A 25427-nucleotide genomic window follows, 5' to 3' on the forward strand; every position below is an offset into this window, starting at 1 on the left:
ATGGACCACTTCACCCTTTCGCTCGTCGTCGGAGCCGTGGCCGGCGCACTGACCGTCATTCCGATGTTCTACCAGCGGGCGGCGGCACACGCAGCCATCGCGGCCTTTCTGGTCTGCCTCTTCGCTTCGGTGCTGACCTTCTACGCCAAGCTGCCCTACCTGCCCTGGTGGGCCGACGGAATGGCCATCATGCTCATGCTGCAGCTCCCGACGCTCTTCGCGCTGGCGGGCAAGGAGCGCAAGACGATTCCCCTGCTGCTCCTCAACGCCCTGCTGCTCGGATTTCTGGTCAGCGTGGCCGAACGCTATCTCTGAGCGGCGTCAGAGGGGCGGAGCGGAGGTAAAAAGGGCGCGCGGAGGGTTGCCGACCCGGCGATGGAGGCGGGTCACACGAAAGCGTCCGGACCGACGGCAAAAGAGTCCAATATGCTAAAAACAAGAAAAAAACGGGATTTCTCCCGTTTTTTTCGTATCTTTACGCAGTATGGGAGTGGGCCCGGCGTTTAACGACAGAAGCACGTTAACGACAGACGCAAGGCCACGACTTCCCGAAAAACAACCGCGCCCATGAAACGAATCCTGATACTCTGCTCCACGCTCATCGCACTCGCTTTCGCCTCGTGCGCCAGGGACGAGGAGCGCGTCGAGCTCTGGACCGTAGCCTCCGAGATGGGCATTGCCCACGGAGTCTTCAACCTCCAGCCGGCGCTGATGATTCGCACCGACGAGTCGGCCGCCTGGCGCCCGATGTTCGACAACATCGAGGGGTTCACCTACGAGCCGGGCTACGAGTACCGCATCCGCGTACGCATCAATCCCGTGGCCGAGCCGATGGCCGACGCTCCGTCGTCCAAATACGCACTGGTCGAGCTCTACGAAAAACGCCCTGCCTCCTCGAATATCCCGACGGAATACTATCCCGAATTCACGATGGAGGTGGGCCCCAGCTTTTCGCACGTCGACGGGGTGGACTATCTGAGCGTCCGCCTGCCCGACTACGGCGTAGTGACCGAGTGGCAGCCCTGGCCGTGGCCCATCGACGGCTTCGACTACGAGGAGGGGCATATCTACCGGCTGCGCATCGGTACCTCGGTAACCCCGGCGCCGGAGGAGCCGGGCCGCTTCGTTGTAAAGTACACGATGCTCGAACTGCTCGACGTGACCGACGCCCAGTTGTAACGGATGTAATGCAGGCCCACGACGACCGACATGCCGCCGGAGAGAGGCTCCGGAGCGAAGAGAGGGCCGGAGCGATGGGAGGACCGGGACGATGGGAGGACCGGAACGATGGGAGGACCGGGACGAAAACGAGGAGGAGTAAAGAGATATAGAGGTGAGGTATGGAAGGAAGCTGAAGCCTCCCAGCCAATCAGCCCGGTCTGAAACGAAAATAGAACGGAGGGCTGCCCGAATTGTCGGGCAGCCCTCTCTGTTCCGCATCGTTCCATGCCGTTCCGTTCATGGAGCCGGATGCGAAGCCGTACGCCGGGCCGAAGGGGTTGGGCCGAAGAGGTTTGGACCGAAGGGGTTTGGACCGAAGGAGTTGGGACGGTACACCCTTCGGCAAATGGAGAAAGCCGGAGAGAGGTGCGTTGTGAAACGCTGCGGCGCCTATGCGGCCGTGGTCGAGAAGGTCGCCGTGGCCGCTTCGGTCGTCTGTTCGCCCTCCGAACTGATGCCGAAGACGATGACGACATACTCCGTGGACGCCTCAAGACCCTCGAAGAGCAGCCGGTTGCGGCCCGTGTGGGTATAGGAGGGGTCCGACCAGTCGACGTCGTCGAAGAGCTCGGCCGAGAAGATGATGTCGGAGACCGCCTCGTTCACCGTATCGTAGGAAGAGAACTCGTCGGCGCTCATCACCGAGGCGTAGTAGCGCACCGAGGCGTCCGAGGCCCCCACCTCGACCTCAATCGACGAGGCGGTGCACGCAACCTCCTGGATGATGAACTGACACTCGGCCGAGGGGGCGAAGGTTTCGGTGCAGAAGTAGGAGCGCGCCAGGCCGGTGGTCACCGTACCGTCGGCATCGAGGCCGAAGACCCCGACACAGTACTCCGTATCGTAGTAGAGGTCAGTCTCCTGAATGACGGAGCGGCCGCTGCGGAGCTCGCGTCGGAGGTACTCTTCGACCGAGAGTTTGTTCACACCGGCCATCACGCGGATGAAGTCGAGCTTCATGGCGATATACTCCTCGTCGGTGGCGCAGAGGGCATCCACCTCGGCACGGTTGTCGACCGACACGTAGTAGGTGCCTTCGCCCGAGGGGTCGACCGTGACGGTGGCACCGGTCATCGTCGCGTCGGAGACGGAGACCTGGAAACTCAGCGGCTGCTCCGCAGCGGAGTCGTCCGAATCGCTGCAGGAGCTAAAAAGCAGAAGCGCAGAGGCAGAAAGCACAAGCCTCCTGCAAAGAGAGAGCTGTACATACATAGGGCTAAGGGTTAATTTTTGATGGTATACGAAAGATAAGCGAAATTTCCGTACCTGCGACACGGAGGCAGACAAATCGAACCAACTTTCGGGACATATTGAGCGAAAAAATCACCTCTTTTTTGCAGTCCGGTAGGAGAGGATGTGCCACGTGATGCCGCCGGCAAGCAGCAGGAGCCCCGTCTGCGCCCAACGGCACGGCGCCACGACGAAGAGGGCGCAGAACCCCAAGGTCAGCCAGAGCAGCGTGAGCGAGAGGAGCTTCGCCCGCAGGGGAATGGCGCGGTGTTCGCGGAAATCGCGGATGTAGGGGCCCAGCCGCGGATGGGCGAGCAGCCAGGCGTAGAGGCGCGGCGAGCTGCGCACCCACAGAGCCGCCGAAAGCAGCAGAAAGGGGGTGGTAGGCAGCAGCGGAAGGAAGATTCCGGCGATGCCCAGCGCAAGCGACACGGCGCCCAGTATGGCCAGCAGGGTTTTCATGCGGTTCGGTACGGAGGCTCACGCGGCAAAAACCGCGCAAGGGTTGCGACGGCGGCCCGAAGGCGGCTGCGGCAAAATTAACACTTTTCGCCGAAGCACCCTCCGTGCGAAGGAATTTTTCCTATCTTTGTTCGACACCTGAGAACGGCCACGATGAAAAAACTTGCATTTGCACTGCTTCTGGCTGCAGCCCTCGGCACCATGCCGGAGGCCCGGGCGCAGAGAATCAGCGACTACACGCTCGTCATCGACAAGCGGGGCTGCGATGCGGCCAACATGCTCGTCGACTGCTCCTTCAGGCTCGATTTTGAGGAGGCCGACAGCGTGGCCCTCGCCTTCGGCGGCGACCCGGAGCTCTCCGTCGAGCACCTGACATTCGGAGCCAACCCCCGGCTCGAAGCGCGCTACGACGCGGCCGACAAACGGCTCCTTCTGCGCAGAAGCGGAGCGCAAAGCGTGCCGGTAAGGATGAGCTACAACTACACGAACCTGTCGGCCTTCTTCATCTACGGGGCCGGCAACGCCGAGCTCTGGGAGACCAGCTACGGCGAGTTCTACTACCCCATCCCGACAAACGGACGGATGGAGCTGACCCTCGAAGTGCGCACTCCCGACTCGCTCTCGCTGCTCGGCTCCTATCCGCTCCGACGCATCGACGCGGGCCGCCATGCCTGCACGGTGAAGGGGATGCTGGCCCAGTCGCTCTCGCTGGCATTCTTCCGCACGGAGGCCTACACGCACTCCGCCGAGGCAACCGCCGGCGGGGACATCGATATCTATCAGCTCGCCGGCATGGAGTGCACACCGGAGCGCCGCAACGAGCTGCTCACGCTGACGCAGGCCGCCACCGACTACTTCGGCCGGATATACGGCGAAACGTACCGCGCGCCGCAGAGGAACATCCCCTCGCTCCCGACCTTCCTCTTCCACGACGGCAAGGGCTTCAGCAACCGCTACAACATAGGCTTCATCTCCGCCTCGCAGGAGAAGTTCTCGACCTACCCCGACATCTATCCGCTGGTCCACGAAATCGGCCACCGCTGGCTGGGCGAATGGACGCTGCTCATCGACGACGGAGAGCCGGGCGCCTACTTCATCAAGGAGTCGCTCAACGAGTTCATGACCCTGATGTTCATCCGCCACCACTTCGGGGAGGAGGCCTACCGCGCACAGCTGGAGCGGTGCGAGCGGGAGTACCGCGCAATCGAGGGGACGCCCGGCGACGAGCCGCTCATCGCGATGGTCCGCAACGACAACAATACGGTCGTCTACCGCAAGGGGCCGCTGCTGCTCGACCGCCTCGCCCGACACATCGGATACGACAGGCTCACGGAGGCCATCGCCGGCTTCTACCGGGAATATTGCGGCAGGCATCCGCTCGCGTATGAAGACTTCGCCGCATGGTTCGAGCGATGCTGTCCCGGCCGGGGAGCGCTCCTCAACGAGCTGATAACCCGGAAATAACGGGCACAAGGAGACGAAGCCGGAGGTCGGCCGGCGTCCGGCGGCCTCCCCGCCGGGCGGCGGCATGTCGAGAACGTGTCGAAAAAAACAGGAGCCCGACCCTCGGTCGAGAGCCAATAATTGCTATATTTGTCTTCGATAAAAAAACTCACCACACGATTATGGAGAAAAAAATAGGAATCGCCAGCGACCACGCCGGCTACGAGATGAAGGAGTTTCTGGTGGGCTACCTGGGTGCCCAGGGCTACGAAGTGCTCGACTTCGGGACCGATTCGCCCGAGAGCGTCGACTACCCCGACTACGCCCACCCGCTGGCCGAGGCCGTCGAGTCGGGTCAGGTGCCCCTCGGCATCGCACTCTGCGGCACGGGCGTCGGCATGTCCATCACGCTCAACAAGCATCAGGGCATCCGCGCCGGTCTGGCCTGGACTCCCGAAATCGGGGCACTCATCCGCCGCCACAACAACGCCAACATCGTGGTGCTTCCGGCCCGCTTCATCACCAACGACGAGGCCGTAGCCATCCTCGACGCCTACTTCTCGGCCGAGTTCGAAGGGGGACGCCACCAGCGCCGCATCGACAAGATTCCCGTTCCGAAGCAGGAGCAGTAATTCCACCCCGCCCGAAAGCCAACGAAAAGGCGGATGACCCTCACGGAAGGTCATCCGCCTTTTTTATCGCGACGGAACGAAGCCTCGACAGCGCCTCCGTCTGCCGCGTGCGGCCGCCTCAGCGAATCGTTTCGCGGTGGAGGAACTCGCCCTCGAGCAGCGGAAAGTCGGGCGCCGGCTCCTCGAAGAGCCCGAAGACGGCCGAGCCGCTCCCCGACATCGAAGCGTAGAGTGCTCCGGCGGCAAGCATCCGCTCCTTCACCTCACGGATGGCGGGATGGCGGGCGAAGACCGTCGTCTCGAAGTCGTTGGTCACGCGCCCCTGCCACTCCGCAACGGGCAGCCGCAGCCGCTCGCCAAGGGGCGTTTCGGGCACCCGGGGACGGATGCCGGCATAGGCCTCGCGCGTCGAAACCCCCTCCCGGGGCTTCACCACCAGAAGCGTCAGCCCCGCAAGGTCGACCGCGAAGGGGTGCATCACCTCGCCGCGACCCGTGCAGAGCTGGGGCGTATTGCGCACGAAAAAGGCCGTATCGCTCCCCAGCTCGGCGGCCCGGGCGATGAGCTCCTCCTCCGAGAGATGAAGGGCATAGAGCTCGTCGAGGGCCAGCAGCACCGCCGTGCCGTCGGACGAGCCGCCGCCGAGCCCCGCCCCGAAGGGGACCCGCTTCCTAAGGCGCACCTCCGCACCCGCGATGCCGTAGTGCCGCTGCATGAGGCGGCAGGCCTTCATGCAGATGTTCTCCTCGGGGTCGCAGTCGACCGTCAGCCCCTCGCTCCGCAGCGTGAAGGCCGAGGCCGAGGGGAGGACCTCCACCTCGTCGAAGAGCCCGCGCACGGGAAACATCACCGTCTCGAGCTCGTGGTATCCATCCTCGCGGCGGCGCAACACGTCGAGCCCGAGGTTGATTTTGCAGTTTGCCTTGCGTATCATCGTGGAACAAAGATACGAAAAGGTGGCGGCAAACGGTCGCCACGGCCCGAAATTTTTACCCGACGCCCTTTCAGCCTCTTCCGGCAAGGCCTCCCCGGAGCCCTTCCGCCCCACTATCGAAGGGCTCTCAGAGCTCTTTCCATCCTGTCCTGAAAGGCCTCCCGGCCCGCTCCGGGACCGCGGACCGGGCGGGAACAGCCCGGCGGCCGAGAGCCGCTGCCGCCGGCCGTCCGAAGGGGCAAACGCAAAGATATTCGCAGAGTTTGGTCCGTAGGTTTGCGCTTTTCGCGAAAAATGTGTACTTTTGTAGGATTTACGGTCATAACCGCACACGCAACAGAAAACAACAACAAAACTCTTATGGATATACTTGCCAGTTTAATCAAACTCGTCTTCGGCTCGAAGGCCGACAAGGACCGCAAACAAATCGACCCCTACATCGAGAAAATCAAGGCCGTCTACCCCTCTATCGAGGCCCTCTCGAACGACGAACTCCGCGCCCGCAGCGCCGGGCTCATGAAGCAGATTGCCGACTACATCGCCGACGACGAAGCCCGCATCGTGGAGCTGAAGGCGAAGCTGGAGAAGCCCGAAATCTCGCTCGACGAGAAGGAGAAGATTTCGAAGGAGATTGACGATACGACCAAGCGCATCGACGACAAAATCGAGGTCAAGCTCGACGAAATCCTCCCCGAAGCCTTCGCCATCATGAAGGATACGGCCCGCCGCTTCGCCCAGAACGAGACGGTCGTGGTGACGGCCAACGACTTCGACCGCGAGCTGGCCGCCACGAAGGACTTCGTCACCATCGACGGCGACAAGGCCATATACGCCACCCACTGGCAGGCGGGCGGCAACGACGTGAAGTGGGACATGGTCCACTACGACGTCCAGCTCTTCGGCGGCGTGGTGCTCCACAAGGGCAAAATCGCCGAGATGGCCACGGGTGAGGGCAAGACCCTCGTGGCGACGCTCCCCGTCTTCCTCAACGCCATGGCCCGCAAGGGCGTACACGTGGTGACGGTCAACAACTACCTGGCCAAGCGTGACTCCGAGTGGATGGGCCCGATGTACGAGTTCCACGGACTGTCGGTGGCCTGCATCGACGACACGCAGCCCAACTCGCCGGCCCGCCGCCGCGCCTACATGGCCGACATCACCTTCGGTACCAACAACGAGTACGGCTTCGACTACCTGCGCGACAACATGGCCTCGTCGCCCAAGGACCTCGTGCAGCGCAAGCACCACTACGCCATCGTCGACGAGGTCGACTCGGTGCTCATCGACGACGCCCGTACGCCGCTCATCATCTCGGGCCCCGTGCCCAAGGGCGACGACCAGCTCTTCGAGCAGTACAACCCCGCCATCGAGCACCTCTACAACCTCCAGCGCGCGCTGGTCACCTCGCTGCTGGCCGAGGCGCGGCAGCTCATCTCGGAGGGCAAGACCGAGGAGGGCGGCGTGAAGCTCTACCGCGTGCACAAGGGTCTGCCCAAGTACAAGCCGCTGATTAAGTACCTCTCGGAGACGGGCATCAAGGCGCTGATGCAGAAGACCGAGAACATCTACATGCAGGACAACAACCGCCGCATGCCCGAAATCACCGACGACCTCTACTTCGTCATCGACGAGAAGCTCAACTCGGTGGAGCTCACCGACAAGGGTCACGAGGTGCTCTCGAAATACTTCAACGAGGACGGCTTCTTCGTGCTGCCCGACATCGGCGCCGAGGTGGCCGAGCTCGAGAAGAGTTCGCTCTCGCCCGAGGAGAAGGCGCAGAAGCGCGACGAGGTCATCAACGACTACTCCATCAAGTCGGAGCGCGTCCATACGGTCATCCAGCTGCTGAAGGCCTACGCCATGTTCGAGAAGGATGTCGAGTATGTGGTGATGGACAACAAGGTGAAGATTGTCGACGAGCAGACGGGCCGTATTCTCGACGGCCGCCGCTATTCGGACGGTCTGCACCAGGCCATCGAGGCCAAGGAGCACGTCAAGGTCGAGGCCGCCACGCAGACCTTCGCCACCATCACGCTGCAGAACTACTTCCGCATGTACCACAAGCTGGCCGGTATGACCGGTACGGCCGAGACGGAGGCTTCGGAGTTCTGGAGCATCTACAAGCTCGACGTGGTGGTCATCCCGACCAACCGCCCCGTCATCCGCGACGACCGCCAGGACCTCGTCTACAAGACCAAGCGCGAGAAGTACAACGCCGTCATCGAGGAGATTGTCCGTCTGGTGGGCCAGGGCCGTCCGGTACTGGTCGGCACCACGTCGGTCGAGATTTCGGAGCTGCTGAGCCGCATGCTGAAGCTCCGCGGCATCAAGCACAACGTGCTGAACGCCAAGCAGCACGCACTGGAGGCTCAGGTTGTTGCCGAGGCCGGTCGTACGGGCCAGGTGACCATCGCCACCAACATGGCCGGTCGTGGTACCGACATCAAGCTGACGCCCGAGGTGAAGGCCGCAGGCGGTCTGGCCATCATCGGCACGGAGCGCCACGAGAGCCGTCGCGTGGACCGTCAGCTGCGCGGTCGTGCCGGACGTCAGGGCGACCCGGGTTCGTCGCAGTTCTTTGTCTCGCTCGAAGATGACCTGATGCGTCTGTTCGGTTCGGGCCGCATCGCCTCGATGATGGACCGCATGGGTCTGAAGGAGGGCGAGGTGATTCAGGCCGGCATGATGACGCGCGCCATCGAACGCGCCCAGAAGAAGGTCGAGGAGAACAACTTCGGCATCCGCAAGCGTCTGCTCGAGTACGACGACGTGATGAACTCGCAGCGTGAGGTCATCTACACGCGCCGCCGCCATGCACTCTACGGCGAGCGCATCGAGATTGACCTGAACAACATCATGTACGACTATGCCGAGAACTTCGTGGAGACCAACCGCGGCATCGGCTACGAGGACTTCCGCATGGAGCTCATCCGCGAGGTGGCCATCGAGCCCTCGCTCGACGAGGCGGCCTACGAGGCGGCCAAGCCCGGCGAGCTGGTCGAGGCGATTGTCAAGGACCTCAAGGCTGCCTATGCCCGCCGCGCGAAGACGGTGGCCGACACGGTGCGTCCGGTCATGGAACGCATCTACGAGGACCGCAAGGAGCAGCTCGATTCGGACATCTATTTCCCGCTGACGAACGGCCATCTGGGCTACAACGTCCCGGTCAACCTGCGCAAGTGCAAGGAGACGGACGGTGCGGAAATCTACAAGGTATTCTCGAAGGTGGTGATGTTCACCACCATCGACGACGCCTGGCGCGAGCATCTGCGCGAGATGGACGACCTGCGCCAGAGCGTGCAGAACGCCACCTACGAGCAGAAGGACCCGCTGCTGATTTACAAGTTCGAGTCGTTCGGCCTCTTCTCGAAGATGCTCATCCGCGTCAACCGCGAGGTGCTCTCGATACTCAACCGCTCCTACATTCCGGTGCGCGACAGCGCCTCGGAGGCCGCCGCACAGCGCCAGCAACAGCAGCGCGAGCGGGCGAAGGTCGACGTGAACCGTCTGCAGGCATCGCGCATGCAGGCCGCCGCACAGGCCGGACAGGGCGAGAAACAGAAGCCGATGCCCATCCACGTCGAGAAGAAGGTGGGCCGCAACGACCCCTGCCCCTGCGGCAGCGGCAAGAAGTACAAGAACTGCCACGGCAAGGGGCTGTAGCAGCACGCCCCTGAACGAACGTCAACAACCGACGGAGCGAGGCGGCGGGGACGGAAGCGTCCGTCACGTCGCCTCCTCCGTTGGACAAACCACCGCCACATGGGATACCAGGAAGAGAAGCAGCGCCAGCTGGACTTGCGCTATCTGAGAATGGCCCGCATCTGGGCCGAGAATTCGTACTGCGTCCGCCGCAAGGTGGGGGCGCTCATCGTCAAGGACAAGATGATTATCTCGGACGGCTACAACGGCACCCCCTCGGGCTTCGAGAACATCTGCGAGGACGAGACGGGCAAGACGAAGTCCTACGTGCTGCATGCCGAGGCCAACGCCATCACGAAGGTGGCCAAGTCGGCCAACAACTGCGACGGCTCGACGCTCTACATCACGGCAGCCCCCTGCATCGAGTGCTCGAAGCTCATCATCCAGGCCGGCATCAAGCGGGTGGTATACAGCGACGAATACCGCTCGGAGGAGGGGCTCAACCTGTTGCGCAAGGTGGGCATCGAGTGCGTGCAGCGCTCCATCGACGAAGAGTGAGTGCAGACGACTGCACGCGAATACAGACAGGGAGTCTTCCGACCGACGGGAGACTCCTTTTTTTGTATACGACTTGTGACGGGGGATATTTTGCTGCGCGCTTTTTGCGGCCGACTGCTTGAAAATCGGCCGAAAATCCGTACCTTGCAACAAATAAAATTGCAACCGGAGATGAAACGAATCGTCATCGTGGGCGCCACCTCGGGCATCGGACTCGAGACGGCCAAACGCTTCATCGGCAAGGGGTGGCGCGTGGGCGTCGCCGGCCGCCGCATCGAACCGCTCGAGGAGCTGCACGCACTGGCACCCGACCGCGTGGAGTACCAAACGCTCGACGTCACGTCGGACGATGCACCTCAACGGCTCGAGGAGCTCATCGTGCGGCTCGGAGGGATGGAGCTCTACCTCCACTGCTCGGGAATCGGCTACCGCAACATAGAACTCGACCCCGCGCTTGAGGTAGCGACGCTGCGCACCAACGGCGAGGGCTTCGTGCGGATGGTGACGGCCGCCTTCGGCTGGTTCCGCGCCCACGGCGGAGGCCATCTGGCCGTCATCAGCTCGATTGCCGGGACGCGGGGGCTGGGCAGCTCGCCGGCCTACTCGGCCACCAAGCGGATGCAGAACACCTACATCGACGCACTGGCCCAGCTCAGCCACATGGAGCGGCTCAACATCCGCCTGACGGACATCCGCCCGGGATTCGTCGCAACGCCGCTGCTGAACAAGGCCAACCACTATCCGATGCTCATGCCCGTCGGACGGGTTGCCGACTGCATCGTCCATGCGCTCGAACACCGCCGCCGGCGCATCGTCATCGACCGGCGCTACGCCGTGATGGTCTTCTTCTGGCGGCGGCTGCCCGAATGGCTCTGGGAGCGGCTCAACGTCCGCACCACGGTTTGAAACAACACCCAAGCCTCAACCAAAACCTCACCCGAAACCAGAATTTCCCCACCATGAAAAAACTGCTTCTGATGCTGGCGCTGCTTCCGCTCGCCGCCCTCGCGCAGCCGCGCACCGAACGGCTGCTCGAACAGGGCTGGCTCTTCACGCGCGAAGATGCGCCCGAATTTGCCCGCAACGACTTCGACGACTCCTCGTGGCAGGCGGTCACCGTGCCCCACGACTGGGCCATCTACGGCCCCTTCAGCGTCGGCAACGACCTCCAGCTCACGGCCATCGCCCAGGACGGCCAGACCCAGGCGATGGAGCATGCCGGCCGCACGGGCGGCCTGCCCTTTGTCGGCACGGGGTGGTACCGGCTCCGCTTCACGACGCCCGAACTGCGCGAAGGGGGCCACTGTACGATGCTCTTCGACGGCGCGATGAGCCACGCCCGAGTCTACGTCAACGGCCACGAGGCCATCTACTGGCCCAACGGCTACAACGCCTTCCACGTCGACATCACCCCCTACCTCCGTCCCGACGGGGAGAACCTGCTGGCCGTGCGGCTCGAGAATCTGCCCGAGTCGTCGCGCTGGTACCCCGGCGCCGGACTGCTGCGCAACGTCCATCTGCTCACCACGGGCGAGGCCTACATCCCGGTCTGGGGAACGCAAATCACCACGCCCGTCATCGCCGGCGACCACGCCCGCGTACGGCAGCGGACCGAGGTGGTGCTGCCCGAGGGGCGGACGCTGGCCGACTATACGCTCGCAACGGAGCTGCGCAACGCCGCGGGAGAGGTCGTCGCCTCGGCGCGCACCGACGGCACGCGCTACGACAACCACGCCGTCGAGCAGGAGTTCATCGTCGAGCACCCCGCACTGTGGAGCCCCGAAACGCCGGCGCTCTACACCTCCGTCACACGGCTCTACGAGGGTGACCGCCTCTGCGACGAGTATACGACGCGCTTCGGCATCCGCACCGTCGAAGCGGTACCGGGCCGGGGCTTCCTGCTCAACGGCCAACCGGTGAAGTTCCGCGGCGTCTGCAACCACCACGACCTCGGCCCGCTGGGCGGCATTGCCAACGAGGCGGGCATCCGGCGTCAGGTCCGGCTGCTCAAGGAGATGGGCTGCAACGCCATCCGCACCTCGCACAACATGCCCGCCCCGGAGCTGGTGGCCGCCTGCGACGAGATGGGAATGATGGTGATGGCCGAATCGTTCGACGAATGGAAGGCCCCGAAGGTCGAGAACGGCTACCACCTCCACTTCGACGAGTGGGTCGAACGCGACCTGGTCAATCTGGTACGCCACTTCCGCAACTCCCCCAGCGTGGTGATGTGGTGCATCGGCAACGAGGTGCCCGACCAGTGGGACGGCGACCGGGGTCCGAAGCTCACGCTCCGGCTCCAGAGCATCTGCCACCGCGAGGACCCGACACGCCCCGTGACGCAGGGCATGGATGCCCCCGATGCGGTGGTGAACAACAACATGGCCGCCGTGATGGACATCCCCGGCTTCAACTACCGCCCGCACAAGTATCCCGAGAACTACGCCAAGCTGCCGCAGCGGATGATTCTGGGCAGCGAGACCGCCTCGACGCTCAGTTCGCGCGGCGTCTACAAGTTCCCCGTCGTGCGGCGTTCGATGCACCGCTACGACGACCATCAGGCCTCGTCGTACGATGTGGAGCACTGCGGCTGGTCGAACCTTCCGGAGGATGACTTCATCCAGCACGACGACCTGCCCTACTGCATGGGCGAATTCGTCTGGACGGGCTTCGACTATCTGGGCGAGCCGACCCCCTACTACTCCGACTGGCCGAGCCACTCGTCGCTCTTCGGCATCATCGACCTGGCGGGTCTGCCGAAGGACCGCTACTGGCTCTACCGCAGCCACTGGAATCCCGAGGTAGAGACGCTCCACATCCTGCCCCACTGGACCTGGCCCGGACGCGAGGGGGAGACGACCCCCGTCTTCGTCTACACGAACTACCCCTCGGCCGAGCTCTTCATCAACGGCAAGAGCCAGGGACGCCGCAGCAAGGATTTCTCCGTAAAGGTCGACAACAGCGGCGACTCGCTCTCGCTCAACAGCTTCGCCCGTCAGCGCCGCTACCGGCTCATGTGGATGGATACGCGCTACGAGCCCGGCACGCTGCGTGTGGTGGCCTACGACGCCGAAGGGCGTCCCGTGGCCGAGCGCGAGCTCCGCACGGCGGGCAAGCCCAGCCGGATTGTGCTGACGCCCGACCGCGAACGGATGGCGGCCGACGGCAAGGACCTCATCTTCGTGACGGTGAGCGTCGTCGACCGCAACGGGAACCCCTGCCCGACGGCCGACAACGAAATCCGGTTCCGCGTGACGGGCAACGGCTGCTACCGCGCCGGAGCCAACGGCGACCCCACATCGCTCGAATCGTTCCAGGAGCCGCACATGAAGCTCTTCTCGGGCATGATGACCGCCATCATCGTCTCGGACGGCACGCCGGGCGAAATCACGGTGGAGGCCACCTCGCCGGGGCTCAAACGGGCGCGGCTGACCCTCCGCGGCGAGTAGCGGACGCACGCCCAACGAAAGGAAACGCAATACGGGCCGGAATCCATCATGGGGATTCCGGCCCGTACCGTTTTCGGCGCTTCGGTCACACAGCCGTTACTTCTCGCCGCTCTACTTCGTGCCGCTCGGCTTCGCGCTGCCGCACCGCTCGCGGTACATCGTCCGAATGAGGGCGGCAGCGGCCTCAAGCGAAACATGCCCCGTATTGACCATCAGGTCGTAGTGGTGCGGGTCGGACCACCGCTGCCCGGTATAGAACTCATAGTGGTTGCTGCGGTTGCGGTTGACGCGCTCGATTTCGGCCTCGGCCTCCGATTCGGGAAGGTCATACTCCTCGACGCAGCGGGCCACGGCATCCGCCCGGTCGCAGCAGCAGAAGATGCGGAGCACCCGCGGCGAGGAGCGCAGCACGAAGTCGGCGCAGCGGCCGACGATGATGCAGGGCCCCTTGGCGGCCAGCTCCTGCACAATCTTGCTCTCGGCAACGAAGAGCACGTCGTCGGTAGAGAGGCCGCGTCCGGCCCGTGTGCCCGACGAGAGGATGCACTTGAGCCAGAAGGAGGGGATTGACTGCTCGTTCTCGACGATGTAGCGCTCGTCAACGCCGCTCTTCTGCGCCGCCAGACGGATGAACTGACGGTCGTAGAGCGGCAGGTGCAGCTCACGCGCAAGCAGCTCGCCCAGGCGGTGGCCGCCGCTGCCGAATTCGCGGGCAATCGTTATCACGGCATGGTCGGCATCCGGAGCTGCGGCCGTTCCTTGGCCCGCCGCACCATCGAGCCCCGTCCAATGGTCGAGCCGCCGGAAGCAGGGGGTCAAAAAGTGGACGATGGGCCCCACGGCGAGCGCCGCCACGACCGTACCCTCGCGCACACCGCGGATATCGGACATGAAGAGGTAGGAGAGCAGGCAGGCCAGCAGCACCAGCGTCAGGTCGAAGGCCAGCTTCGTATAGCCGAAGTCGAAGTGGTGGCGGCGGCAGATGACCTGGACCAGATATTCGCCGGCCGTCATCGCCACGTTGACCCGCACCTCGAGCGCGATGCCCGCCGCCAGAATGAAGCACCCGACGATGAGCCACAGCAGCTTGGCCGCATAGGCCACAGGCTCGAGCCAGAAGAGCATCAACATGGCGCAGTCGATGAAGAGTCCGAAGCTGAGCGAGATGGGAATCTGCAGCAGGTAGGAGGTGCGTTCGCGGCGCAAATCCTCGCGCGTCATGAAGAGGAGGTCCAGCAGCACGAAGGTGAGGTTGAGCAGGATGGTCCACTGCCCCATCGTGAGCGGCGTGAACATGCTCAGCACGTAGTTCACGCTCGTGATGGGTGAGGTGCCCAGCAACGCCTTGGTGATGAAGGCCACGCCCAGCGCATTGATGAAGAGCGACAGGACGAAGAGGGCATAGCGCCTGAAAAGATATCGGTCCATGGGTATTCCCGTTTGAATGTTCAGGCGACAAAGTTCGCACAGTTTTCGGTCATTCCGACACAAATATGCGACTCAGTTTGGTAAAAAACGAAACAAATCGTACCTTTACGGAACAAATCTCCGTCCATCCGCATGCAAATTCCGCTTCCCGACTTTCTGCACCCCGTAACCGCCGGCGCGCCGGTCTACTGCGGCACGGCCTCCGGCGGAGGCACACCGGGCCGGAGCCTGGTGCTGGAGCGGGGGTTTCACTTCGTACTCTGCACCGGAGGCAGCGCACTGGTCGTCGAAGGGGCCGACACGGCCGCCCGAAAAGTTGCAGAGCTACCCCACGCAGCCGAAAGCCGGGACACCGACGAACCAAACATGCCGACACCCGGGAACACCGACAAGGGCCACAGAAACGAGATGGGCGACAAGGGAGGCGCCGCCGGGTCGAAGCCCCGCAAAGGGGAACGGAGGCTGCAGCAGGGCGACCTGCTGCTGCTCTCGCCCAGCCGCACGGCAACGTTGCGGCTCGACGGAGCGCACGACACGCTGGAGTGCATCTGCATCGACCCCGACTACTTCGACACGCTGCCCGACGGACAGCCCCTCTACAACCAGCTTTCGGGGTATCTGGGCGACGACCGGCTGCCGGTCGTTCGGCTCGACGGGACACAATACGGGGCACTGCGGCTCACCGCATCGCTCTTTCCGGCTCATCCGGCCGGGAGCGGGCTCTACGACGAAGCCATCCTCCGCCACCTCTGCAGCCTCTTCCTGCTCCAGACGGCCGGTCTGCTCTACCGCCACCGGGCCAACGCCCCGGCATTCGTCAAGCGGCCCAACGAAATTTTCCGCAGCTTCAAGCGTCTGGCCGTCAAGAACTACCGCACGGCCCACGACATCGCCTTCTACGCCGGACGGCTCCACATCTCGTCCACCTACCTCTCGCGGATTGTGAAGCAGGTGACGGGCCACACGGTCAAGGCCCATCTGGCGGAACTGCTCTGCGCCGACGCCCGGCGGCTGCTGAGCTGCTCGGACCTGGACATCAAGGAGATTGCCGATACGCTCGGCTTCTCCGACCAGTCGGCCTTCGGAAAGTTCTTCGCCCGGCAGACCGGCTGCTCGCCGCTCCGCTTCCGCCGCGAACGGGCAACGCGCTGAGCCCCTTTTCCATACCGGTCGGGCCTCCAGCGGCACTCAGCTCCGGCCCCCTCCCGCACCTTTTTACTCCTCCACGTCGTCTCTCGGCTCCCCTACCCTGTATCCCGTTCCGTCTCGTCGTCACGCGGCTCACCTCTCCTCCGAAAACGAAGCGAGCCCGCACGACACTCGGGTCGTGCAGGCTCGCTTGCAGCAGGGTCCGCTGCGGCGGCCTCAGAAGGGAAGGTCGTCGGGGTCCTCCTCGGGCATGACGGGCGCCTGAGCGGGCTGAGACTGCGGCTGAGGCTGAGCGGCTACCGGCCGGGGCTGCGCACTCTGCGCCGGCTGGCCGTAGGCGCCGTTCTGCGCCTGGGAGCCTCCGTACCCCGAAGCCCCTTCGGACGAGGCGGGGTTGTCGCTGCGACGTCCCAGCAGGTTCATCGTATCGGCCAGAATCTCGGTCGTATAGCGCTTGTTGCCATCCTTGTCCATCCACTCGCGCGTACGCAGACGCCCCTCGATGTAGAGCTGCGTCCCCTTGCGCACGTAGCGGTCCACCACGTCGGCCAAACCGCGCCACAGCGTAATGGTGTGCCACTCGGTGTGCTCCTTCGTTTCGTTGGTCTGCCGGTCGAACAGACGCTCGGTCGTCGCCAGACGCACGCGAGCCACCTTCGTGCCGTTCTCGAGGCTCCGCACTTCGGGGTCAATGCCCACGTTGCCAATCAGAATTACCTTGTTTACCATATGTGAATCCTTATGTGTTCCATACCTCGGCCGATGCTCAGAGCGAGCGAATCATCCGCTTGAAGAGCACGGCCATGCGCGTTCCGGCCAGCCGGCCCTGACGCTGTACATCCTCGTGGTCGCCCACCTCGTCCGACAGGCCGCAGTTGGTGATGACCGAGATGCCGAAGACCGGAACCGACATGTGGCGCGCCACAATCACCTCCGGAACGGTCGACATGCCCGCGGCATCGCCGCCGATGGCCTTGAAGTAGCGGTATTCGGCCTGCGTCTCGAAGGTCGGACCCGTGCCGCCCACGTAGACACCGTACTGCAGCTTGATGTGCTCCTCCTGGGCGATGGCCGTCGCGCGGGCAATCAGCTCGCGGTCGTAGCAGTTGTGCATGTCGGGGAAGCGGGGGCCCAGTTCGGCCATGTTGGGGCCGATGAGCGGGTTGGGCATCAGGTTGATGTGGTCGGTGATGACCATCAGGTCGCCCACGCGGAACGAGGTGTTGATGCCTCCCGAAGCGTTCGAGACAAAGAGGTAGCGAATGCCCAGCAGCTTCATCACCCGCACGGGGAAGGTCACCTGCTGCATGCCGTAGCCCTCGTAGTAGTGGAAGCGGCCCTGCATGGCCACCACGCGATGACCCTCGACCAGGCCGAAAATAAGCCGTCCCTTGTGGCCCTCGACCGTCGAGACGGGGAAATTGGGAATGTCGTGGTAGTCGATGGTGTGTTTCGTCTCAATCTGGTCGGCGAAATCGCCCAGACCGGTTCCGAGAATGATGCCCACTTCGGGGCGGAACGACTCGGTCGCCTGCTCCAGGAAGGCTGCCGTCTTTTTAATTTCCTCTAACATCTTCTTCGAGTTTTTGCAGAAAATCCGTTGCCGAATCCTCTATGAATGAAATATTTATGGGCATATAATACAATCGCCGGCGCACCTCCTCCGGAATCTTCGAGCTGCCCACCATCTTGACCGCATCCTTCTCCGTGGTGACAATCGACGCCTCGGGGCACTGCCCCACCATGCGGGCCAACATCGACATGTCGCGCACCTTATATACATGGTGGTCGTCGAGCGACACCTCCTCGACCACGTCGTAGTACTCGCGCAGCGAGGCGACGAAGGGCTTCGGATTGCCAATCCCCGACAGTGCAATGACCTTGCCGCCCGGAGCGGGCGACGGCGCGAGCGCCTCACCGGGGAAGAGCGGCTGGGGCATGAAACTCTCGAAACGGGTGAAGTAGACCTTCTGGTAGGCCACCTGGATGAGCACCTTGCGCAGGATGCGCCGGTCGATGGGGGCCATCTTCTCGGGACACTTCGTCACGATGAAGTAGTGGGCGCGGTGCAGCGCCTCCGGCAGGTCGCGCAGCGTACCGGCCGGCAGCATCCGGTCGTGCTGGATGGGACGCGTGGCGTCGACCATCACGATGTTGATTTTCGGCTCGACGTAGCGGTGCTGGAAGCCGTCGTCCATGACGATGAGATCTATCTCGGGATGCTCCGTCTGGATGCGCCGGATGGCGTCGGCCCGCTTCTCGCAGACCACCACCAGCGTCTCGGGGAACTTGCGCTTGATTTGCAGCGGTTCGTCGCCCACGTCGCGGTAGTGCGACGTAGGCTCCACCTCGAGGTAGCCCTTCGTCCGGCGGCCGTAGCCGCGCGAGAGCAGCGCCACGCGGTGCATCTGCGACATGTAGCCGATGACCATCTCGGCCATTGGGGTTTTGCCCGTACCGCCGACCGTGATGTTGCCGATGCAGATAATCGGGATGTCGAACTTCTCGCTCTTGAGCACACCCCAGTCGAACAGGCGGTGACGCAACGTCACGGCCATGCCGTAGAGCCACGAGGCGGGGGCGAGCAACTGTTTGAGCATCCGGACAATTCGTTTAGATACACGGTCTTCCAAGTTTCAAAGGTAGGAATAAATCCCCGGACCGCAAAACAAATCCCGACAAAACTCGCCGCCTGCGAGAATCGGGCAATAAAATGCGGCGCGAATCCGTTTTTTCACTATCTTTGCTCACATCTATGAAACTATTCCGACTCACCCTCTGCGCGCTGCTGCTCTCGGCTGCGGCATCGTGCAACCGCAACACGGCCTCCTCGCAGGAGGAGGCCGAAGCCGAACCCCTGCACGACATCCGATACGGCATCATCGCCGACGACTACCGCCTCGAAGAGAACGAAGTGGCCCAGGGCGAGACCATGGGCAAGATTCTCAACCGCTACGGCATCTCGGCCGCCGTCATCGACCGGCTGGACAAGGTGGCCGAGAAGACCTTCCCCTTACGCAACATCCGCGCCGGCCAGAAGTATGTGGCCTTCATCCACGAGGATTCGCTCTACGCGCCCCATCTGGACTACCTGGCCTACGAGCGCAGTCTGTCGGACTACGTGGTCTTCGAGTTCATGGGCGACTCGGTAGCCGTCCGCACGGGCGAAAAGGAGTTCACCACGCGACGCTCGAAGAAGAGCGCCGTCATCACCTCCTCGCTCTGGGGCTCCATCATGGAGAAGAACCTCCCCTACGCGCTGGCCGCCGAGCTGGAGGACATCTACCAGTGGACGGTCGACTTCTTCGGCATCCAGAAGGGTGACAGCTTCACGGTCATCTACGACGAGCGCTTCATCGACGACACGGTTTCGATAGGCATCGGCCGCATCTGGGGCGCCCGCTTCAACCATGCCGGCAAGGAGTACTACGCCATCCCGTTCCGCCAGGGCGGGAAGCTCCAATACTGGGAGGCCGACGGGGCCAGCCTGCGCAAGCAGATGCTCAAGGCGCCGCTCAAGTATACGCGCATCAGCTCGAAGTTCACCTATGCGCGCAAGCACCCGATTTACAAGGTCTACCGTCCCCACACGGGCGTCGACTACGCCGCCCCGAAGGGTACGCCCGTACATGCCGTGGCCGACGGCGTCGTAGTCTTCAGAGGCTGGGGCGGCGGAGGCGGCAACACGCTCAAAATCAAGCATCCGGGCAACATGATGACCGGCTATCTCCACCTGAGCGGCTTTGCCAAGGGCATCACGCAGGGCAAGCACGTGACGCAGGGCCAGCTCATCGGCTACGTGGGCTCGACGGGTGCCTCGACGGGTCCGCACCTCGACTACCGCGTATGGCGCAACGGCAAGCCCATCAACCCGCTCACCATCCCGCAGGAGCCTTCGGAGCCCATTTCGAAGGAGAACCGCCGGACCTTTGAGTTCGTCCGCGACCGCATCATGGCCGAGCTCAACGGCGACGTTCCCGCCGAGGAGCGCATCGTGCAGCTCGACTCGCTGGTCGTTCCCGAAGGGTTCGTAGCGAAGCAGCTGGAGGCTCCGGCCGCTGAAAAAAAGGCCTCGTCGGAAGGGAAAGCGGAAAGCAAGAAGAGCTGATTGCGGCAAAGTCGGAGCACGGAACAGGGTGACGCACCCCGGTGCGGCACGGTATTTTCAGAGAAGCATACTACCACGATGACCACAGGCGTTATAATCGTAGCGGGCGGAAGCGGGAACCGAATGGGGAGCAGCATCCCCAAGCAGTTCCTCTTCCTGGGCAATCGCCCCGTGCTGGCCCACACCATCGACGCATTTGCCCGGGCACTGCCGCGTGCGGCGCTCGTGGTCGTGCTCCCGGCCGAACACATCGACTACTGGCGCAACCTCTCGGCACGCTTCGACGTGGCGCCGCACCGCATGGTAGCAGGCGGGCGTGAGCGCTTCGACTCGGTGCTCCAGGGACTCGAGGCGCTGCCTTCGGAGACGGAGCTCATCGCCGTACAGGACGGCGTGCGGCCGCTCGTCTCGCGCGGGCTCATCCGACGCATGTTCGAGGCGGCCGAGCAATACGGCGCGGCGATTCCCGTCGTGGCGCCGGTCGACTCGTTCCGCAGCGTGGAGGGCGAGGATGATTCAATCATCGTCGACCGCCGCAGGCTGCGCATCGTGCAGACCCCCCAGGTCTTCCGCGGCGAACTGCTGCGCGACGCCTACCGGGTCGGCTACCGGCCGGAGTTCACCGACGACGCCTCGGTGGTCGAGGCCTCGGGCTGTCCGATACACCTCTGCGAGGGGGAGCGCGCCAATCTGAAAATCACCACGCGCGAGGACCTGGTCGTAGCCGCGGCGCTGCTCGAAATGCGCGACGAAGAGGAGCAGCGGCAGCGTGCGGAGCAGGAAGGAACTGCGCCGGAGGACGCGGCCGAAGCGGCGGACGGCGCCGGCGAACGATAACAGAGAGACGACAGAACAGAACAGAAAAGAGATACGGACGAAGAGGAGGCGTCCCGCAGGAACGAACCAAAGATGGAACACATCTACACATACCGCTTCAGCCGGTCGATGTACTACCGGGCAGCCGCCTTCATCGGCGTCTTCATCCTGCTCGGATGGCTGCTCTACCACCTCTATGCGGGCGGGTTCATCTCGGCATGGTTCACCTCGTGCGTCGTGGCGCTCATCGCCCTGATGGCGCTCTCGATTCCGCGGCGGATTGTCGTCACGGAGGAGAAGGTCGAGGTGCGCTGCCTGCTCGACATCACCGAGGTGCGCCGAGAGGAGATTGCCTCGGTGCGACGGGTCGACAACCGGCGCATGAAGTGGTTCATCCCCCTCTTCGGCGGCTACGGATTCTTCGGATACTACGGTCACTACCTCGACCTGAGGCGTTTCGAGCGGGTGAAGCTCTACGCCTCCGAGTGGCGCAACTTCGTCGAGATTACCGACATCTACGAGGAGCGGCTCTTCGTCTCGTGCGCCGAGGCGGACCGTCTGGTCGAGGAGCTCACCCCGCCGACGGGCAACCGTCCCGAGGACGATGACGAGGAGAACGAAGAGGACGATGAGGCCGCAGCTGAGGATTCGGCAAAGGTGAACGGAACCGGGAGATAGGCCGGTCTTTTCACCATCACACAGAAAACCCACTATTTACAAACCTTTTAAAAAATCAAAAAAAGATGAAAAAGTATCGTTGCACCGTATGCGATTGGATTTATGACCCTGCAGTCGGCGACCCCGAAGGTGGCATCGCCCCCGGCACGGCATTCGAAGATATTCCCGAGGATTGGGTTTGCCCGCTTTGCGGCGTTGGCAAGGACCAGTTCGAGGTAGTCGAGGAGTAATCCCCGACCTGCCGCATACGGCCATGCGGGCGTATCCGTTCGACGGATACGCCCTTTTTTTGTGCCGTACGGAGCACTGCGGAGCACGGAGACCGTGCGGTGCGTGCGGCGAAACGGAACGGTCGCGGCGAAACAGACGGACGTGCGGGAAAACAGCCGCGGGCAACAGCAGCAGGAAACAGCAGCAGGAAACAGCGTGCAGGAAACGGCGGCGGAAACCAGCCGCGGAAACCAGCCGCGGAAACCAAGCGCGGAAACCAGGCGCGGAAAACGACAGAGGGAAACGGACGTCCTCAACGACTGCGCAGCCATAACGTGCCGTGTACCCAGCCCTATGCCCCCATATGCAGCCATAAACAAAAAAAACGGGACGCCCCGACGCATGGGGCATCCCGTTGAATTCAGGCTGCGGAGGGGCGTCACCAGGACGCACCGCTTCGCCTCGACCGCATCAGTTGATGTTGGGCAGGTAGGAGTAGTTCTTCGAGTAGTTGAGCATCTGCTCGACGTAGTTGTTCGGGTAGGAAATCTTCACGTCGACCACCTTGCCGTCCTGCTCCACCAGCTCGAACTCCGGATTGACAAATCCGCCGTAGGGCTCGATGTTGAGGGCCGAATAGCGCTCGAGCACCTCGCGATGGAGTTCGGGGTCGACCTTGACGGCGTAACGCTCCACCAGCTCGCGGCCCGCCTCGTAGTCGCCCTCGGACTTGATACGCTGAATCTCACCCAGCATGCGGCCGAAGAGCTCACGCAGCTTCTCGAAGTCGTTCACCACCACGTAGCGCTTGCCATCCTTCGTGACCCACTCGATGACGTTGTCGGCACGCCCCTGCTCGTAGCACCACTCCGAGATGAGCTTGCGGTTGCGCATGTGCGACTCCTCGACGTTCTTACCCGGCTCGATGCGCGCCAGCTGCGTCATCATGCCGTTGAGGATGTACTTGGCATAGCCCGCCTTGGCCACGTCGAACGAGGGAACGAGTCCCAGCTCGACCATCTTGGGGTCGCCCAGGTAGTAGAGACCGAAGAGGTCGGCACGCGCCTCCTCGAGCGTCGAGCCGTAGCTCTTCAGCTCGCCGCCCTTGACGCCCGGAGCCAACTGGCCCGAGCCGTGGCCGAGGCACTCGTGCAGGTCGGTATGCAGGTCGTCGGCCAGCTTGCCGTAGCGGTCCATCCGCTCGCGGTCCTCGGCGCGCAGGACGAACTCCTCGTTGAAGCCGTTGCCGTGGGCCGCCATGTCATAGGCATAGGTAATGTTGTCGATGGTCACCGACTTCGAGCCGTACTCCTTGCGAATCCAGTCGGCGTTGGGCAGGTTGATGCCGATGGGCGTCGAGGGGTAGCAGTCGCCGCCGAGCATCGCCACGGTGATGACCTTGGCCGAGACGCCCTTCACCTGCTTCTTGCGGTACTCGGGAGCAACAGGCGAGTGGTCCTCGAACCACTGTGCGTTCTCCGAGATGACCGTCGTGCGGTGGCTGGCCGTCGAGTCGACGAAGTTGACAATCGCCTCCCACGAAGCCTTGCGGCCCAGCGGGTCACCGTAATCCTCGATGAAGCCGTTGACGAAGTCGACGTTCGACACCGTGTCGCGCACCCAGCCGATGTTGAAGCGGTCGAACTCACGCAGGTCGCCCGAGCGGTAGTAGGATATCAGCGCGGCGATGTTCGACTTCTGGGGTTCGTTGGCCACCGCCTCGGCCTTTTCGAGCCAGTAGACAATCCGCTCGATGGCCGGCGAGTACATGCCGCCCACCTTCCAGACCCGCTCGCACACCTTGCCGTTCTCCTTGACCAGCTTCGAGTTGAGTCCGTAGGAAATGGGCTCCGGGTCGTTGGGGTCGGCCATTGCGGCGTAGAACTGCTCGACCTCGGCCTGGGTTACCCCCTCGTAGTAGTTGTTCGACGAGGTGGCCACCAGGTCCGCGCCCGCCGCCTGGTTCAGACGCGAGGCGTAGAGCGAGGGGTCGAAAATCGCCTTGCAGACCTCGCCGCGCAGGGCGTTCAGCTCGCCGAAGCACTCCTCGGGGATGGTCTCGATGACGTCGAGCAGGTAGCCCTCCGTAAATTCGGGGACGAACTTGTCGTTCGAGTAGTGGTGGTGGATGCCGTTGGCGAACCAGACCTTCTTGAGGTACTTCTCCAGAGCCTTCCATTCGGGCGTCGTACGGTCGCCCTTGAAGTGCTCGTAGACGGTCTCCAGCGTGCGGCGCACGGCCAGGTTGTACTTGAAGTTCTGGTCGTAGAGGATGTCACGGCCGCACTTGGCCGCCTCCGAAAGGTAGTAAATCAGCTCCTTCTGCTCGAGCGGCAGCTGCTCGAAGCCGGGAACCTCGTAACGAATCACCTTGATGTCGTCGAAACGGTCGACCACCCAAGGGGCCTCGCTCTTCGGATGCTCTCCGCACGAAGCCAGCACAGCGCCAAGCAATGTCATGGTAACGGGAATCGGTAGATTTTTTTTCATACAATAAAATTAATGTGTTTGCTCCATTTTCCGTGCCTCGCCGGCACGAAGCATGTCGGGTTCGAACTCCAAATATACGAAAATCCCGCAAAAAAACGCATCTCCCCGCAGGAAGATGCGTCGGTCATGTTGCAAGGTCAGGCTCAGAACTTGAAGTTGTAGCCCACCAGGACGAAGAAGCAGCCGTTGTGCAGCTTCACGTCGGCATCCTTCGACAGGTTGTTGAAGCCCACGTCGTAGCCCACTCCGGCAAAGAAGTTGTCGAGGAACTCGACGCTCGCGCCGAAGCGCATGCCGAATTCGGAGCGCTTGAAGTTGGAGTCGGTTCCGAAGGTATCGGCCTTAACCGAGGTGTCGCCCGACTGGGCTTCGGTGGTGCCGCCCAGTCCGAGCGAATAGTAGAAGCCCGCGGCCGGGATAATCGAAATCTTGTCCGAAATGTTCCAATGGTAGTTGACCATAATGGGCACCTCGAGGTAGGTCATGCGGATGGTCGTGGTCGTCCGCTCCACTTTCTGCTCGGCTCCCTTGAGCGAGAGGTAGAGGCCCGTCTCCAGATAGAAGGGCATCGACTCCAGGAAATTGTACTGATAGGAGCCGCCCACCTGGAACGAAACGCGCGACGAAGGCGACATGGACATGCCGTCCTGCTTGAAGGTCATGTTGGAGACATTCATACCGGCGCGAATACCGACAATGTGCTTCTCCTGAGCGGAGAGCGTGCCCGCAACGCAGAGCGCGCAGAGCAGAGCAACGAGTTTCTTCATACTCTCGGTTTTTAAGGTTCGACCCGTACCGACCGGGGTCGTTTGATGGTTAGGGGTTGGTTGGGCCGGCTCCGGACGGTACGGATGGAGGGGGCATCCCGGCTCCGGCCACATTTGCACACCCCAAGTTACGACTTTTTCCGCGACATTCCAAACTTTCGGCCGCCTCTTTGAACGAAGAAGCACACCCGGACGACGTTTTTTTCCGGT

At 63.0% G+C, this 25427-nt stretch carries 22 protein-coding genes; 13 read left to right on the top strand and 9 right to left on the bottom strand.

Going from position 1 to position 25427, the window contains the following annotated elements:
* Complete coding sequence (locus tag B5F90_RS02355; RefSeq protein ID WP_087360793.1) at positions 1 to 315, top strand: hypothetical protein; 315 nt, start codon at positions 1 to 3, stop codon at positions 313 to 315.
* 252 nt (positions 316 to 567) lie between these two features.
* Positions 568 to 1179 (top strand): DUF4377 domain-containing protein, encoded by a 612-nt coding sequence (locus B5F90_RS02360; RefSeq protein WP_087360794.1) that lies wholly within the window; start codon positions 568 to 570, stop codon positions 1177 to 1179.
* Between the two features lie 432 nt (positions 1180 to 1611).
* Here the strand turns inward: B5F90_RS02360 and B5F90_RS02365 are convergent, their stop codons facing one another.
* Together B5F90_RS02365 and B5F90_RS02370 are read right to left on the bottom strand one after the other, a co-directional pair.
* Entirely contained in the window at positions 1612 to 2433 is an 822-nt protein-coding gene (locus B5F90_RS02365; protein WP_143256081.1) for a hypothetical protein, read from the bottom strand.
* Between the two features lie 111 nt (positions 2434 to 2544).
* Entirely contained in the window at positions 2545 to 2913 is a 369-nt protein-coding gene (locus B5F90_RS02370; RefSeq protein WP_087360798.1) for a YbaN family protein, read from the bottom strand.
* Positions 2914 to 3066: 153 nt separating this feature from the next.
* Between B5F90_RS02370 and B5F90_RS02375 the strand changes: the two genes are divergently transcribed.
* Together B5F90_RS02375 and rpiB are read left to right on the top strand one after the other, a co-directional pair.
* Positions 3067 to 4377 carry a hypothetical protein gene (locus B5F90_RS02375; protein WP_087360800.1) on the top strand — a complete coding sequence of 437 codons (1311 nt, stop codon included), beginning with the start codon at positions 3067 to 3069 and terminating at the stop codon, positions 4375 to 4377.
* A gap of 161 nt (positions 4378 to 4538) precedes the next feature.
* Positions 4539 to 4988, top strand: a complete 450-nt coding sequence (gene rpiB / locus B5F90_RS02380) for a ribose 5-phosphate isomerase B (RefSeq protein ID WP_087360802.1) — start codon at positions 4539 to 4541, stop codon at positions 4986 to 4988.
* A 118-nt stretch (positions 4989 to 5106) separates the two neighbouring features.
* Here rpiB and ispE read toward each other — a convergent pair whose 3' ends face one another.
* Positions 5107 to 5922, bottom strand: coding sequence for a 4-(cytidine 5'-diphospho)-2-C-methyl-D-erythritol kinase (gene ispE, locus B5F90_RS02385; RefSeq protein WP_087360804.1), 816 nt, complete (start codon positions 5920 to 5922; stop codon positions 5107 to 5109).
* Between the two features lie 360 nt (positions 5923 to 6282).
* On the opposite strand from ispE, the gene secA reads away from it, so the two are divergent.
* From secA to B5F90_RS02405, 4 genes are all read left to right on the top strand, one after another.
* On the top strand, positions 6283 to 9585 hold the full coding sequence (gene secA, locus B5F90_RS02390) for a preprotein translocase subunit SecA (RefSeq protein WP_087360806.1): 3303 nt from the start codon (positions 6283 to 6285) through the stop codon (positions 9583 to 9585).
* A 99-nt stretch (positions 9586 to 9684) separates the two neighbouring features.
* Positions 9685 to 10122: a dCMP deaminase family protein gene (locus tag B5F90_RS02395; protein ID WP_087360808.1), complete on the top strand. Its 438-nt coding sequence runs from the start codon at positions 9685 to 9687 to the stop codon at positions 10120 to 10122.
* A gap of 171 nt (positions 10123 to 10293) precedes the next feature.
* A complete protein-coding gene (locus tag B5F90_RS02400; protein WP_087360810.1) occupies positions 10294 to 11028 on the top strand; it encodes an SDR family NAD(P)-dependent oxidoreductase in 735 nt (244 codons plus the stop codon).
* Positions 11029 to 11081: 53 nt separating this feature from the next.
* Entirely contained in the window at positions 11082 to 13571 is a 2490-nt protein-coding gene (locus tag B5F90_RS02405) for a DUF4982 domain-containing protein (protein WP_087360812.1), read from the top strand.
* Between the two features lie 111 nt (positions 13572 to 13682).
* On the opposite strand, the gene B5F90_RS02410 is transcribed toward B5F90_RS02405, so the two are convergent.
* Positions 13683 to 14999, bottom strand: coding sequence for a cytidylate kinase family protein (locus tag B5F90_RS02410; RefSeq protein ID WP_087360814.1), 1317 nt, complete (start codon positions 14997 to 14999; stop codon positions 13683 to 13685).
* A 132-nt stretch (positions 15000 to 15131) separates the two neighbouring features.
* Here B5F90_RS02410 and B5F90_RS02415 point away from each other — a divergent pair, with 132 nt between their 5' ends.
* Complete coding sequence (locus tag B5F90_RS02415; protein ID WP_087360817.1) at positions 15132 to 16151, top strand: helix-turn-helix domain-containing protein; 1020 nt, start codon at positions 15132 to 15134, stop codon at positions 16149 to 16151.
* A gap of 213 nt (positions 16152 to 16364) precedes the next feature.
* On the opposite strand, the gene ssb is transcribed toward B5F90_RS02415, so the two are convergent.
* The 3 genes from ssb to lpxK are packed head-to-tail and all read right to left on the bottom strand — an operon-like array spanning position 16365 to position 18748.
* A complete protein-coding gene (ssb, locus tag B5F90_RS02420) occupies positions 16365 to 16877 on the bottom strand; it encodes a single-stranded DNA-binding protein (RefSeq protein ID WP_087360819.1) in 513 nt (170 codons plus the stop codon).
* A gap of 37 nt (positions 16878 to 16914) precedes the next feature.
* Positions 16915 to 17721: a purine-nucleoside phosphorylase gene (locus tag B5F90_RS02425; protein ID WP_087360821.1), complete on the bottom strand. Its 807-nt coding sequence runs from the start codon at positions 17719 to 17721 to the stop codon at positions 16915 to 16917.
* On the bottom strand, positions 17705 to 18748 hold the full coding sequence (gene lpxK, locus B5F90_RS02430; protein ID WP_087360823.1) for a tetraacyldisaccharide 4'-kinase: 1044 nt from the start codon (positions 18746 to 18748) through the stop codon (positions 17705 to 17707). The genes B5F90_RS02425 and lpxK overlap by 17 nt, the downstream gene beginning before the upstream one ends.
* A gap of 155 nt (positions 18749 to 18903) precedes the next feature.
* Between lpxK and B5F90_RS02435 the strand changes: the two genes are divergently transcribed.
* The 4 genes from B5F90_RS02435 (at position 18904) to rd (ending at position 21980) form a co-directional block, all read left to right on the top strand.
* Positions 18904 to 20256 (top strand): peptidoglycan DD-metalloendopeptidase family protein, encoded by a 1353-nt coding sequence (locus tag B5F90_RS02435; RefSeq protein ID WP_087360825.1) that lies wholly within the window; start codon positions 18904 to 18906, stop codon positions 20254 to 20256.
* A 78-nt stretch (positions 20257 to 20334) separates the two neighbouring features.
* Complete coding sequence (locus tag B5F90_RS02440; RefSeq protein WP_087360827.1) at positions 20335 to 21093, top strand: 2-C-methyl-D-erythritol 4-phosphate cytidylyltransferase; 759 nt, start codon at positions 20335 to 20337, stop codon at positions 21091 to 21093.
* Positions 21094 to 21165: 72 nt separating this feature from the next.
* On the top strand, positions 21166 to 21750 hold the full coding sequence (locus B5F90_RS02445) for a PH domain-containing protein (protein ID WP_087360829.1): 585 nt from the start codon (positions 21166 to 21168) through the stop codon (positions 21748 to 21750).
* A gap of 65 nt (positions 21751 to 21815) precedes the next feature.
* Entirely contained in the window at positions 21816 to 21980 is a 165-nt protein-coding gene (gene rd / locus B5F90_RS02450; RefSeq protein WP_087360831.1) for a rubredoxin, read from the top strand.
* A gap of 451 nt (positions 21981 to 22431) precedes the next feature.
* Here the strand turns inward: rd and B5F90_RS02455 are convergent, their stop codons facing one another.
* Positions 22432 to 24420 carry a dihydrofolate reductase gene (locus B5F90_RS02455; RefSeq protein ID WP_087360833.1) on the bottom strand — a complete coding sequence of 663 codons (1989 nt, stop codon included), beginning with the start codon at positions 24418 to 24420 and terminating at the stop codon, positions 22432 to 22434.
* Positions 24421 to 24593: 173 nt separating this feature from the next.
* Complete coding sequence (locus tag B5F90_RS02460; RefSeq protein WP_162607740.1) at positions 24594 to 25217, bottom strand: porin family protein; 624 nt, start codon at positions 25215 to 25217, stop codon at positions 24594 to 24596.
* Between the last annotated feature and the right edge of the window lie 210 nt (positions 25218 to 25427).

The sequence above is a fragment of the Alistipes sp. An31A genome, assembly GCF_002159425.1.
Lineage (GTDB): Bacteria > Bacteroidota > Bacteroidia > Bacteroidales > Rikenellaceae > Alistipes > Alistipes excrementigallinarum.